Source organism: Mycolicibacterium tusciae (assembly GCF_002086795.1).
Lineage (GTDB): Bacteria > Actinomycetota > Actinomycetes > Mycobacteriales > Mycobacteriaceae > Mycobacterium > Mycobacterium tusciae.
This window is the reverse complement of the sequence record NZ_MVIM01000002.1, coordinates 114926-128843: the sequence shown is the minus strand read 5'-3', so window position 1 is coordinate 128843 and position 13918 is coordinate 114926. Positions and strand designations below refer to the sequence as shown.

Genomic DNA, 13918 nt, shown 5'->3' with positions numbered 1-13918 from the left:
CGGCCTCCCTGTGCGAACGGCTGGCCTTTCAGGCTAGCCCCATATGAACGCGCGAACGGGCGCGGCGGGTGCCCGAACGTGATCGCGCTCACTGTTTGTGAAGTGGGGAAGAAAATATTGGGAAGCGACGCTAACCATTTTCATGGCAACATCACCCGCTGTGGACGCGACGGCTGTGGAATCGACGACCTCCGGGGATTCCTCGCCGGAGGCGAAGTCGCCGAGCCGCACCAAGATGGTTTTGATCCTGGGACTGTTGGTTGCCCTTGGCCCGCTGACCATCGACATGTACCTTCCGGCGTTGCCGAAGATCGGCGACGACCTCGGGGTGTCGTCGTCGGTGGCGCAGCTGACGCTCACCGGAACCCTTGCGGGCCTCGCCCTCGGACAGCTGATCGTCGGTCCGCTGTCGGACTCGCTCGGTCGTCGCCGACCGCTGATGGCCGGCATCGCCCTGCACATGCTGGCGTCGCTGGTGTGCCTCTTCGCGCCGAACATCGCCGTCCTGGGCGTGGCGCGCGGGCTGCAGGGTGTGGGTGCCGCCGCGGCGATGGTCGTGGCGTTCGCCGCGATCGGGGATTTGTTCGAAGAGTCGGTCGCCGCCACTGTCTTTTCCCGAGTGATGCTCGTGCTCGGCGCTGCTCCGGTGCTCGCCCCCTCGCTGGGTGCGGTCGTGCTGTTGAAGGCGTCTTGGCATTGGGTGTTCGCGGTGCTGGTGGTCATGGCCGGGGCGCTGTTGTTGCTGGCCGCCCTGGCGTTGCCGGAAACCCTGCCGGCGTCGCATCGACGTCCGCTGAAGGTGCGCAGCATCGCGGCCACCTACGTCGAGGTTCTGCGCGACGTCCGCTTCGTCGTGCTGGTCCTCGTCGCCGCGCTCGGCATGTCCGGGCTGTTCGCCTACATCGCGGGTGCGGCCTTCGTGCTGCAGGGCCGGTACGGGTTGGACCAGCAGGCCTTCGCGCTGGTGTTCGCCGCAGGTGCCGTCGCGCTGATCGGTGCCACCCAGTTCAACGTGGTGCTGCTGCGCCGGTTCACACCGCAAACCATCGCGCTGTGGGCGCTGGCCGCAGCATCCGTGGTGGGCGTTGTGTTCGTGGGTCTTTCGGCTGCCCACGTCGGTGGACTGTTCGGATTCGTCATTCCGGTGTGGGCGATCCTCGGCGCGATGGGTCTAGTGATTCCGAACGCTCCCGCCGTCGCACTGACCCGGCATCCCGAGGCCGCGGGTACCGCGGCGGCGGCGCTCGGCGCGGCGCAGTTCGGGCTGGGTGCGGCGATCGCCCCGCTCGTCGGGGTGCTCGGCAACGACGAGTTCGCCCTCGCGTTGGTGATGACGGTCGGTATGGTGATCGCGTTGTTCGCATTGGCCCTTACGCTGCGCGTCGGGGCTCGGGCGGTGGGCACGCCGGCGCCCGTATCCAAGGACAATGAGCGGGACGGTGTCATCGGCGACGCCGTCCCAGAGCCGGCCTGAGGTCTGTAATGGCGCGACCCTGATTTGTCGGGGTCGGCCACCATCCGTAGCGTCGGCCGAATCCTTGAGTAAGTCGATGTGATGTACGAGACCCTGACCTCCCGGAACGACGAACGCGGCCCCGGAATGCGCGGCACCGCCGCCGCGAACCCGTGGCACGCGTTGTGGGCGATGTTGGTCGGCTTCTTCATGATCCTCGTGGACGCGACAATCGTGTCGGTCGCCAACCCGTCCATCATGGCCGCCCTCGGCGCCAGCTATGACTCGGTCATCTGGGTGACGAGCGCCTACCTCCTCGCCTACGCGGTTCCGCTGCTCGTGGCGGGCCGACTCGGCGACCGGTTCGGACCGAAGAACCTCTACGTGGTCGGGCTGACGGTCTTCACCCTGGCGTCGCTGTGGTGCGGGCTGGCCGACAGCATCAACACTCTGATCATCGCGCGGGTCATGCAGGGTTTCGGGGCGGCTCTGCTCACACCGCAAACGCTGTCGACGATCACCCGCATCTTCCCGGCCGACCGGCGCGGTGTCGCGATGAGCCTGTGGGGCGCGACGGCGGGCGTCGCGACGTTGGTCGGTCCGCTCGCCGGTGGTCTGCTGCTCGACGTCCTGGGCTGGCAGTGGATCTTTTTCGTCAACGTGCCGGTCGGTGTCCTCGGGGTCGCCCTGGCCGTGCGCCTGATTCCGCAATTGGACACCCAGGTGAAGCGGCTCGATCTGCTGGGCATGGCGCTGTCCGGCATCGGCATGTTCATGATCGTGTTCGCCCTGCAGGAAGGGCAGTCGCACAGCTGGGCGCCGTGGGTGTGGGGCACGATTGCGGGCGGCATCGGCTTCATGGCCGCGTTCGTGTTCTGGCAGTACGTCAACCCCACCGATCCACTGGTTCCGCTCCGCATCTTCGCCGACCGTGACTTCTCGCTGTCCAACATCGGTGTGGCCACCATCGGTTTCGTTGTGACGGCGATGATCGTGCCGGTCATGTTCTACGCCCAGGAGGTGTGCGGCCTCTCGCCGACGCGTTCGGCACTGGTGGTGGCGCCGATGGCCATCGCGAGCGGTGTGCTCGCACCGTTGGTCGGCAGAATCATCGACAGGTCCCATCCACGCCCGGTGATCGGCTTCGGCTTCTCGCTGGTGGCGATCGCGATGACGTGGCTGTCCATCGAAATGACGTCCGCCACTCCGATCTGGCGAATCGTGCTGCCTTTGACGGTCACCGGCGTGGGCATGGCGTTCATTTGGTCGCCGCTCGCAGCAACGGCCACGCGCAATCTGCCGCCGCATCTGGCCGGGGCGGGGTCGGGCGTCTACAACACCACCCGTCAGGTGGGGTCGGTGCTGGGCAGCGCGGGTGTGGCGGCCTTCATGGCGTGGCGGATCAGCGACGAGGTGGGAGTGACGGGCGCGGAGTCGCCCGCGGGCGACAGCGTGAACCTGTTGCCGGCATTCCTTCAGGAACCGTTCGCGGCCGCGATGTCGCAGACGCTGTTGTTGCCGGCGTTCTTCGCGTTGTTCGGGGTGGGCGCGGCGCTGTTCTTCCTAGGGTTCGGTAGTCCGCGGTCGGTGGAGTTCGACGATCCGCCTGCCGACCGCGACATCGGCGACGCCCCGGGATGGAGCGACGACCAGGGGTTCGCCGTCGACCACGACGACTACGTCGAGTACACGGTGTCGTGGGATGACGTGGAACCGGTCAGGACACGTCGGCCTACCGCCGAGTCCGATCCCGAACCGGCCACCGAGCCGATGGCTTCCCGCCCGCAGCACGTACTGCATGCGCCCGCGGACCTCTGGCACGACGAGCCCGTCGAGTCCTGGCGCCACGTGACCGACGAATACCCCGCCGGGGTCGAGGACATGCCGCCGGCAGCGCAGGACATCCTGGACTTCTTGCGCGGCGCGGATACGCCCCCGCCGAAGGTCGAGCCGGTCGGATTCGCACACAACGGTTTCCACGTCGACGATGAAAAGCACGTCCAGCCGGTGCCGCGGCCGCCGCTCGCCGACCCGGCCGGCCGCCATGCGCGTCGCCTCAACGAGCGCGAACCGTCGCGACACCGGGCGCGCGACGAAGAACCGGAGCCGCGGACGTTCTGGTTCGAGTCCAATGGCAGGCATGCCCGGCAGGATCGCGATGACACGCCCCGCCACGGTAGACATTCCACCCCCTGGCCGGACTAGCCGAAGAGCACCGCGGGGTTCAGGTAGCCGGTCGGATCGAACGCGGCTTTAACCGCCCGCATCGCCGCGATGTCGGCCGCCGTGCGTGACATCGACACATAGTCGCGTTTGCGGGTGCCGACGCCGTGCTCAGAGCTGACGTTGCCGCCCAGATCTGCGATCAGCCCCATCATCGCCGAATACAGATCGTGCTCGCGCTCGGGCTCCAGCACGCACCGCACGAGGTTGAGATGGAGATTCCCTTCGCCGATGTGGCCGAACAGCACCGGGATGGTTTCCGGTGAATGTTCGGCGACCAGATCGACGGCCTGGTTCGCGAATGCCGGAATCGCTGAAAGGGGCAGCGAGACATCGAATTTGAGCGGAGGTCCGTATACGCCGAGCACCTCGGCGACGGACTCGCGCACCTGCCAGAGCCGCTGCTGCGCGACCCCGTCCACACCGACCGCGGGTTCGCCGGCCAGCTGCGCCTCCTCCAGCGCCCCGGCGAGACGCTCGGTCTGGTCGTCCCCCGCAAGCGGGTGGTGCCCCCAGTCGCCCGCCAATTCGATCAGCAGCAGCCAGGCGCCCTCGACGGGCGCGGACACCCCGGCGTGTTCGGCGGTCAGCGCGCTCGCGCGGGCATCGATCAACTCCAGCGCCGCGATACCGTCCATCTCTCGGAACACCCGGCCCGCCTCGATGAGCGCCTCCAAGTCTGCGAACCCGCAGACCGCGGTCACCCGGCTGCGCGGGGCGGGATGCAGCCTCAGGTCCAGGCTGGTGATGACACCGAGCGTGCCCTCGGCGCCGATGAACAGCGACGCCAGGTCGTAGCCGGTGTTGTCCATGCGGACCTGACTGTGCCGGCGCACCACCGTACCGTCGGGCAACGCCACGTCCAGGCCGACGACCTGTTCACCCATGTTGCCGTAGCGCACCGTGCGCAGCCCACCGGCATTCGTCGACGCCATACCCCCGACGGTCGCCGAGTCGCGCGCGGCCAGATCCACACCGAACACCAGCCCCGCCGCCGTCGCCGCGCGCTGCACCTCGGCCAGCGTGACGCCGGCTCCCACGCGGATCCGTCTTTCCGCGACGTCGACCTCGCCGATGTCGCGCAGCCGTTCCGTCGACAGCAATACGTCGTCGTGCTCGGGCACCGTGCCGGCCACCAGTGAGGTGCGTCCACCTTGGACGGTGACATACACCCCCGCGTCGCGGCAGGCACGCAGCACGTCCGCGACTTCGTCGGCCGACCCCGGCCGGACGAGCAGCGCGGCGTGCCCGCGGTAACGCCCGGTGTGGTCGACGCTGCGGCCGTCGAGCACATCGGGGTCGGTGCTGACGTAGCCGGGGCCGACGATGTCCGCCAGCCGCTCGGTCAAGTTCATGCCGTGGGTCTATCACACGTGCGCAGCGACAGGAACGCGCCCAGTTCGACGAGGCGATCCGGTGTGCCGGGCAGGTACTCGGTCAGCAGCGGCGACTGCACGATGACACTGAGATACTTGGCTCGGCTCACGGCGACGTTGAGCCGATTCCGGTTGAGCAGGAACGCGATTCCGCGTGGCACATCGTCGGCCGACGATGCGGTCATCGACACGAACACCACCGGCGCCTGCCTGCCCTGGAACTTGTCGACGGTGCCGACCTCGACGTCGGTCAGCCCCGCGTCATCGAGGCGCCGCCGTAACGTCACGACCTGCGAGTTGTACGGCGTCACAACCATCACGTGCTGCTGAGTCAGGGGAACCGTGCCGCTTTCGTCGGTCCAAGCGGTGCCGAGCAGGCCGCGGATCTCGGCGACGATCGCGTCGGCTTCCTCGGGGCTGTCGGTGGAGTTGCCGTCGTGTTCGACGCTGAGCACACGCACCCCGGGCGCCTGCCCCTCGAGGCTGCGCGCCGCGGTCACCGCGTCGTGCGACTGCAGCCTGCCGTCGTAAGACAGACGTGAGACCGCCGCGCACACTGTAGGGTGCATGCGATAGGACTGATCGAGGAAGAAGCCCAATTCGGTTGGCAGCGTGTGTCTTCCGTCGATGAGCCAGCCCAACGCCGATGTGTCGACTGGTTCGGGATGGGTGCCCTGACTGACCTGGGGCAGCTGCTGCGGATCGCCGAGTAGCAACAGGTTACGCGCCGCCGACGCGACGGCGATGGTGTTGGCGAGGCTGTACTGGCCGGCCTCCTCGACGACGAGCAGGTCGAGCGAGAGCCGCGGTACGCGTCCGGAATTCGCGAAATCCCATGCCGTGCCACCGATTACACAACCCTGCGGGTCGGCTATGAACGCGGCGTAGTCCTTCTCCTCGACCTGTTGCCACGGCATGCCGGCGCTCTTCTTCTTGCCCACGCGGTCGGGGTCGACACCCGCCTCGATCACGCCACCGAGCAGATTCTCGACCACCGCGTGTGACTGGGCCACCACACCGACGCGCCACGCATTGTCGTTTACCAGTCGCGCGATCACCTTCGCAGACGTGAAAGTCTTGCCGGTGCCCGGCGGCCCGTGCACCGCCAGGTAGGACGAATCGAGATCCCTCAGCGCTGAGGCGATGTCGTCGGCGATCACGCCGCTGCGGGGGAGTTCGCCGCCGCGGACGGTTCGGGGCGGACGGCGCAGCAGGATGTCGGTCACGGCGTCGCACGGCAGGCTGGGGAGTCCAGCGGCCACGTCGGCCGCTGTCGCGTCGATCGACTCCTGCAGCGGCCTGGTGTTGATCGGCGGTCCCGGCGTCAGCGCGAACGGCACCTGGTTGAACATGTCGCCGTCCTTGGGTGGTCTTTCACAGACCACGACTTCGGTGGGTACCTCGGGGTCGTCGTACCCGATGACGGTGACACTCCCGAAGCCGCGTCGGTCGGGATCGTCGGCGAGGCCTGCGGGCGCGGGCGGGTCGTACAGCGCGTACATGTTGTTGGTCAGTCCGCCATTGGCGAGGCTGCCGATCAGTCGCACATGTCGCTGGGGCTTGCGCGCTTTCGGCGGTTGGTGCCAGTCGTTGTCGATGACGGCCTTGTCGGCGATGAAAACGTCGCTGTTGTCCGCCCACTCGTCGACGGGGTTGTTGACGCGGTCGAAGTGGCTCCACCAGAACGGCTTTTCCTCGCGACGGTGAAAACCTCTGGCGGAAGCAATCATCGCGACAGCGGTCTGTTCGGCGGTCCGCGCTTCGACGCCGTCGCCCGCGAATTTCATCAGCTTGCGTTCGAGGTCATCACCGAGTTCGATCACGTCGTCGTCGCGCACGGGCTGCGGTCCGCGCGGCGGGACACCGGATTCGATGGCGCGGGCCATCATCCAGTCACGCAGGCGGCGCGTCGAGCGGCAGTCGTAGACGTTGTAGTCCTCGATCTCCTTGAGCACGACGGCCGCTTCGTCGGATCTTCCCTCGTCGCGTAGTGCGCAGTAACGCGCGTACTGCGTGATGGAATCTGCGGCGGTGGTCACCTGGCCGTCGCGCAATTCGTTGCCCATGTAGAGGGGTTCGAGGGATTTGATGCTGTAGTTCTCGGTACCGACTCGAATGCTCTTGCGCACCAACGGATACAGGTCCACGAGTATGCCGTTGCGCAGTAGGTCGTCAACGTCATTCTCGCCGACGCCGTAGCGACCGGCCAGCCGAAGTAGCGTGCTCTTCTCGTATGCCGCGTAGTGGTAGATGTGCATGCCCGGGTGGCGCTTCAGCCGTTTGCGCACCATGGCCAGGAAATCGACAAGTGCCTTGCGCTCACTCGCGCGGTCGTGCGCCCAGAACGGGTGGAACTCGTCGTTGACGGTGAGGACGCCCCACAGGTACTCCAAACCCCATTCGTGGCCGTCGACGGTCCACAGCGGGTCGCCCTCGAAGTCGAAGAACAGATCACCTTTGTTCGCGTCGGGCAGCACCATCAACGGCTGCGCGTCGACGACCTCGTAAGGCGGCTTGCCGTCCACCTTTGGAGTCGTCTGCAGCCGGGCTTGGGAGGCCAGTGTCGTCACGGTGCGCGCCGACAGTTCGGGCACCGGTCCGGCGTGCCGGGCGAGGTCGGCGACGGTGAGAATGCCCGCGTCGATGAGCCGGGCCCGCTGGCTCACCCGCATTCCTGCGACGAGCAGCAGGTCGTCGTGGGCGCGCACCTGGATCTCGCATTCCGGACAGCGGAAACATGCGCGCACGTGCTCGTCCTCCCACGTGACCGCGGCCCCGCCGGCCAGGTGATCGTCGAGCAGCCGCTGCAGGCTGGTGCGCCTGCTCAAATACACCGGGAGCAGTTCGTCGACGCGGTATCTCGCCGTCGCGCCGTCACCGAGCACCAACTCGACCTCGGACGCCACCGGCACGCCTGCCTGGGCGAGGGTGTCGGCGTAGGCGGCGAGCTGCAACAGGGCCTCGACCTTGACCGAACGCGCGAGCTTGGTGTCGCGCAGCCGATACGCGTCGCCGTCGAGCACCAGGAAGTCCGCGAAACCGGCGAAGCGGCCGTCGAACATCGCGGCCTGATAGATCACGGGCGCGCGGCGCTGCACGGCGCGCATGGTCGCCTCCGCCGCTGCGGTCAGTCCGTCGACGGTGTAGTCGGGCCTGCCGATGACCGCGACGTTCTCCTCAGTCAGTGCGCGAAGCTCGTCGAGGTGCCGTTGTTCGTGCTCGCCACCGAGCTGGGCGGTGCGGGCGAGCAATTCGTCTTCCATCGAGACGGCCGGGCCCCGGCCGAGTTTGGCGTCGAATGCGCGCAGCAGCGCGTACTCGCAGCGGGCGGCCGCCGCGAGATCGGATGCGCTGTAGATGACTCGGGCCTGCGTTCCTTGGCCAACAACGAACACGCTGTCACTGTAGGTGAGCGCGGCGACACCTCACCTCAGGCGCGAACGTGGGTTACCGGCACACGAAATGCCGCCCGAGCGTGACGCAAGACCGCACTCGTCCATCCACATCCGCGTACTCATCCACAGCTCGGTCCGCACCAGCGTCTCGACGGCCACTCGGTGTGGGACCTCGCGCCGACGGTGGGCGCATGAATCAGGAACCCATGCCGTTCATCGGCACTGAAGCTGTAGCCGCCGGCACGGTGACGAGGCGGACGCTGGTCAGCCGCCACCGGATGGTCTATCGCAATGTCTATCTGGACAAGAGGGTGGAACTCGATCCCCAGCGACGCGCCGTCGCAGCGTGGCTGTGGTCGCAGCGCAACGCGACCGTCGCCGGACTATCCGCCGCGGCGCTGCACGGGACAAAGTGGATTGACGCAGCGCTACCGGCGGAGCTGGTCCGGCAGGACACCTGCGATGTCGACGGCATCCTCATTCATCGCGCGCGGCTGGCCGATGAAGAGAGTTGCGTCGTGCAGGGGATACCGATGACGACGCCGGCGCGCACAGGATTCGATATCGGCCGACGAGACTCGCTGCAAACGGCGATCATCCGCCTGGATGCGCTGGCGAATGCGACAGACCTCAAACCGCACGAGGTCGTAGGCGTTGCGGCCGACCATCACGGTGCCCGCGGAGTTGTGCAGTTGCGGCGTGTAGTGGAACTGATGGACGGGGGCGCTGAGTCTCCGCAGGAAACCAGGACGCGGCTGCTCCTCATCGCTGCTCGTTTCCCCAAACCGAGAACTCAGATCGTCGTCGTCGACGATTACGGCGCGTTTGTGGGCCGGATGGACATGGGGTGGGACGAATGGAAGGTCGGTGTCGAATACGACGGTCCTCAACATTGGGACGACCCTGAACAGCATGCGCGTGACATCGATCGGCTCGCCGACTTGGCCGCACGGGGCTGGGTGATCATCCGGGTGAGTCGAGATCTCCTGCGCTATCGCCCGCATGTGTTCCTGGCGCGTGTACGGGACGCGATGCGCGCGGTGGGATGGCCAAATTGCGACGACATCCGACTTGACGCCCGCATCTCGTGGCTCGATCCGGCCAATCGAGTGTGGGCTTAACGCACGCTTCGCACGCAAAACATGTGCGGGTAATCCACGTTCGGCGGGAAATTAGCCCGTGTTGCCGATCAGCTCGACACCGTTGCCGTTCCAGCGGAACCGCACCACGCTGTCCAGCCCGGAGACTCCGTTGGAGTAACGCAGCGCGACGGTGTCTCCGGTGGTCACGGCGTTGTCGATGCCGTTGAAGCCATAGGTATCCGGAACGCCGGTGGGGATGAACTGCCCGAGGTGGAACATCATGGCGCGGGTGTTGGGGTTCTCGGCGTTGGTGTTGGCCCTGACGATCACCGCAGACAACTGCGCGCACTGGTTGTAGTTGCCGGCCAACGGGACCGGATACCAGCCCTGGTTGCTTCGCGGATCCCGCGGCAACTCCGACACCGCGCTGGCGATCTCGGGTGCGGCCAGGTTGACGTCACACGGATCGGCTTCGGCGGCCGGAGCCGCTGCAGGCGCCGACGGCGCGGGTGGACCCGCCGGGGGCGGCGTGCTCACGGGAGGCGGCCCGGGGGTTTTGGACGCGGTGGAGTCGCTGGACCCGCACCCGGCCACTGCGGATGCCACTGCGACCGTCACCAAACAAATTTTGACCGCCGACTTCACGTTGCGCACCGTACCGAAACCCGCCTCGGCGATCGGGCAGGCCGCGCGGCGGGTCGGGCACGTTGCGGGCACTAGACTCATCGACTGATGACGTCCCCCGACCCGGACGAGAACCGGGCAGATCTGACCTTCGAGGACCTGCAGATGCACCCATCGGTGCTGCAGGCCGTCCACGAGGTCGGCTATGAGTCACCGTCGGCCATCCAGGCCGCGACGATCCCGGCGATGCTGAGAGGTTCCGACGTCGTCGGCCTGGCACAGACGGGCACCGGCAAGACCGCGGCGTTCGCCATCCCGATCCTGTCGAAGATCGACACCGACAGCCGCACCACCCAGGCGCTGGTGCTGGCGCCCACTCGCGAACTCGCACTGCAGGTAGCCGAGGCGTTCAGCCGGTATGGCGCCCACCTGCGGGTCAACGTCCTGCCGGTGTACGGCGGATCCTCGTACGGGCCCCAACTCGCCGGGCTGAAGCGCGGTGCGCAGATCGTGGTCGGCACCCCGGGCCGGGTGATCGACCACCTGGAGAAGGGCACGCTCGACCTCACCCACCTCGACTATCTGGTGCTCGACGAGGCCGACGAGATGTTGCAGATGGGCTTCGCCGAGGACGTCGAGCGCATCCTTGCCGACACCCCCGAGTACAAGCAGGTCGCGTTGTTCTCGGCGACGATGCCGCCCGCGATCAAGAAGATCACGTCGAAGTACCTGCACGACCCGGTCGAAGTGACGGTCAAGTCCAAGACGCAGACCGCCGAGAACATCACTCAGCGGTATGTGCAGGTGTCGCACCAACGCAAGATGGACGCGCTGACCCGCCTGCTCGAGGTCGAGCAGGGCGACGCGATGATCGTGTTCGTCCGCACCAAGCAGGCCACCGAGGAAGTCGCCGAAAAGCTTCGTGCGCGTGGGTTTTCCGCCGCCGCGATCAACGGCGATATTCCGCAGGCGGTCCGTGAGCGCACCATCAACTCGCTCAAGGACGGCAGCCTCGACATCCTCGTGGCCACCGACGTGGCGGCGCGCGGCCTGGACGTCGAACGCATTTCGCACGTGCTCAACTACGACATCCCGCACGACCCGGAGTCCTATGTGCACCGCATCGGACGCACCGGTCGGGCGGGCCGATCGGGTACCGCGTTGTTGTTCGTCACACCACGCGAACGTCATCTGCTCAAGTCCATTGAGCGGGTCACCAGGCAGAAGCTCGTCGAGATCGAGCTGCCCTCGGTGGACGACGTCAACGAGAAGCGCGTCGCCAAGTTCCTCGACTCGATCACCGAGGCTCTCAATGCGCCCGGAATCGATATGTTTCGCCAGCTGATCGAGGGCTACGAGCGCGACAACGATGTGCCCCTTGCCGATATCGCCGCGGCCTTGGCGCTGCAGAGTCGTGACGGCGAAGAGTTCCTCATGACCGAGCCGCCACCGGAGAAGCGTCGCGAACGACCCGACCGCGGACCGCGCGAGGGCGGTCCGCGTAAGCCACGCGAGCGGCGGGGCGACTTCGCCACCTATCGCATCGCGGTCGGCAAGCGCCACAAGGTGATGCCGGGTGCGATCGTCGGCGCCATCGCGAACGAGGGTGGCTTGCACCGCAGCGACTTCGGGCACATCTCGATCCGGCCCGACCACTCTTTGGTGGAGCTGCCGGCCAAGCTGTCCCGCGAAACCATGAAAGCCCTCGAGCACACCCGTATTCAGGGCATTTTGATCAACCTGCAACCTGATCGTCCGCCACGAAAAGGCGGGAAAACCGGCCACAAGTCCAAATGACTCTGTCGAACAGCGTCGCTCAAGGCGGACTGGAATCGGTTGGCAAGGCCGAGCGGGTCGCATCGCTCACCGGCGTCCGGGCGGTGGCGGCGCTGCTCGTCATGCTCACCCACGCCGCGTACACCACCGGCAAGTACACCCACGGCTACCTGGGTCTGGTGTGGTCGCGTGCGGAGATCGGCGTGCCGGTGTTCTTCGTGCTGTCGGGTTTTCTGCTCTTCAGCCCGTGGGTGAAGGCTGCCGCGACCGGTGATTCGCCGCCCTCGGTGCGCCGCTACGCCTGGCATCGGGTGCGACGCATCATGCCGGCATACGTCGTCACGGTGCTCGCTGCATATCTGCTGTACCACTTCCGCACGGCAGGGCCCAACCCCGGCCACACCTGGGAAGGATTATTTCGCAACCTCACGCTGACCCAGATCTACACCGACAACTACCTGTATTCGTTTCTGCACCAAGGGCTTACGCAGATGTGGAGCCTGGCGGTCGAGGTGGCGTTCTACATCGCCCTGCCGGCGCTGGCCTACCTACTGCTCGTGGTGTTGTGCCGCAGGCAATGGCGGCCGGGTCTGCTGTTGACGGGTCTTTTCGCGTTGGCGTTGCTCACCCCGGCGTGGCTGATCCTGGTGCACACCACCGACTTCCTGCCCGATGCCGCGCGGTTGTGGTTGCCGACATACCTGGTGTGGTTCCTCGGCGGCATGCTTCTCGCGGCCCTGCAGCCGCTCGGGGTGAGGGCATATGGGCTGGCATGCATTCCGCTGGCGTTGGTCTGCTACTCCATCGTGTCCACGCCGATTGGCGGTGAGCCGACGACGTCACCGGCGGAACTGCGTGAGGCGTTGGTGAAAGCGGGCTTCTACGCGGTGATCGCCACGCTCATGGTGGCGCCGCTGGCGCTGGGGGACCGTGGCCTCTACGCGAGGTTCCTGTCGTCGCGGCCCATGGTCTTCCTCGGCGAGATCTCCTACGAGATCTTCCTGATCCACCTGCTCACGATGGAGCTGGTGATGGTCGAGATCGTGCGGTATCCGATCTACACCGGCTCGATGTGGTGGCTGTTCATCGTCACGTTCGGGGTGACGGTGCCGCTGGCCTGGCTGTTGCACCGCGTCACCCGCGTGCGCACCCCCTGATCGTTTTATTAGGGTAGCCTAACTTGCATGTCCGATACGAAGTTGTCGCGCGGATTTTCCGGCGCGGTGCTCAAGCTCCTCGGAGCCGGCGACCACACCCTGGCCGTGACGAAGCGGCACGAGCTCAGCCCCCACTACATACGGCTGAGCTTCGATGCCGGCGGTCTGCTGGCAGACCGATCGCTGCACCCGACAATGTGGATACGGATGTGGTTCGCCCACGGGGACAAGCTGCACCAACGCGGCTACACGCTGGTCGACCCCGACCCGGCGGCGGGCACCGTGAACATCGAGTTCGCGTTGCACGACGGCATAGCCGCCAATTGGGCGCGCAATGCGAAGCCGGGCGACACCGTCGACGTGACGGTCCTCGGCAGCAACTTCGGACTACCTGAACCACGGCCTGCGGGCTATGTCATCGTCGGCGACACCGCCTCGCTGCCTGCGATCAACTCGCTGCTCGACGCGATCGGCGACACTCCGGCGTGGGTGTTCCTCGAAGCCGGTCACGACAGCGACAAAGATCTGCCCGTGGGTGGACGCAACGTCGACGTCGAGTGGGTGGACCGCAAGAACAAGGGTGAGGCACTGATCCAGCGCATCAGCTCGTCGGCGTTCGATGCTGCCGACCACTTCGCGTGGGTGGCGTGCGACAACCGCACCACCCGTGCCGTCGCCAAGGTGCTGCGCGAGGATTACGGCATTCCTCGCAACTCCGTCAAGGCGCAGGCGTATTGGGTCGCCTGACAAAACGGTGAACACTTCGAGCCTCGGTCGAGAACTCCGGCGTCGACGGACCCGGCCGCATAGTGTGGCCGGGTCGGACTAAACA

At 66.6% G+C, this 13918-nt stretch carries 9 protein-coding genes; 6 read left to right on the top strand and 3 right to left on the bottom strand.

From position 1 onward, the window contains the following. Positions 1-142 precede the first annotated feature (142 nt). Both BST47_RS03690 and BST47_RS03685 read left to right on the top strand, forming a co-directional pair. Positions 143-1474 carry a multidrug effflux MFS transporter gene (locus BST47_RS03690; protein ID WP_083123869.1) on the top strand — a complete coding sequence of 444 codons (1332 nt, stop codon included), beginning with the start codon at positions 143-145 and terminating at the stop codon, positions 1472-1474. 81 nt (positions 1475-1555) lie between these two features. Further along, positions 1556-3658: a DHA2 family efflux MFS transporter permease subunit gene (locus BST47_RS03685; protein ID WP_107528844.1), complete on the top strand. Its 2103-nt coding sequence runs from the start codon at positions 1556-1558 to the stop codon at positions 3656-3658. Here BST47_RS03685 and BST47_RS03680 read toward each other — a convergent pair. Together BST47_RS03680 and BST47_RS03675 are read right to left on the bottom strand one after the other, a co-directional pair. Further along, positions 3655-5031, bottom strand: coding sequence for an FAD-binding oxidoreductase (locus tag BST47_RS03680; RefSeq protein ID WP_083123868.1), 1377 nt, complete (start codon positions 5029-5031; stop codon positions 3655-3657). The two genes, BST47_RS03685 and BST47_RS03680, sit on opposite strands and share 4 nt — an antisense overlap. Continuing rightward, complete coding sequence (locus BST47_RS03675) at positions 5028-8447, bottom strand: TM0106 family RecB-like putative nuclease (protein WP_083123867.1); 3420 nt, start codon at positions 8445-8447, stop codon at positions 5028-5030. Before BST47_RS03675 ends, BST47_RS03680 begins: the two co-directional genes overlap by 4 nt. Before the next feature lie 191 nt (positions 8448-8638). Between BST47_RS03675 and BST47_RS03670 the strand changes: the two genes are divergently transcribed. Next, entirely contained in the window at positions 8639-9568 is a 930-nt protein-coding gene (locus tag BST47_RS03670) for an endonuclease domain-containing protein (protein WP_083123866.1), read from the top strand. A 51-nt stretch (positions 9569-9619) separates the two neighbouring features. Here the strand turns inward: BST47_RS03670 and BST47_RS03665 are convergent, their stop codons facing one another. Further along, entirely contained in the window at positions 9620-10255 is a 636-nt protein-coding gene (locus BST47_RS03665; protein WP_083123865.1) for an LppP/LprE family lipoprotein, read from the bottom strand. Between the two features lie 6 nt (positions 10256-10261). On the opposite strand from BST47_RS03665, the gene BST47_RS03660 reads away from it, so the two are divergent. Genes BST47_RS03660 through BST47_RS03650 form a run of 3 tightly spaced genes read left to right on the top strand, consistent with a single transcriptional unit; the run spans position 10262 to position 13833 of the window. Further along, positions 10262-11950: a DEAD/DEAH box helicase gene (locus BST47_RS03660; RefSeq protein WP_083123864.1), complete on the top strand. Its 1689-nt coding sequence runs from the start codon at positions 10262-10264 to the stop codon at positions 11948-11950. Then, positions 11947-13086, top strand: a complete 1140-nt coding sequence (locus BST47_RS03655) for an acyltransferase family protein (protein ID WP_083123863.1) — start codon at positions 11947-11949, stop codon at positions 13084-13086. Before BST47_RS03660 ends, BST47_RS03655 begins: the two co-directional genes overlap by 4 nt. A gap of 27 nt (positions 13087-13113) precedes the next feature. Continuing rightward, positions 13114-13833 carry a siderophore-interacting protein gene (locus tag BST47_RS03650; RefSeq protein ID WP_083123862.1) on the top strand — a complete coding sequence of 240 codons (720 nt, stop codon included), beginning with the start codon at positions 13114-13116 and terminating at the stop codon, positions 13831-13833. Positions 13834-13918 lie beyond the last annotated feature (85 nt).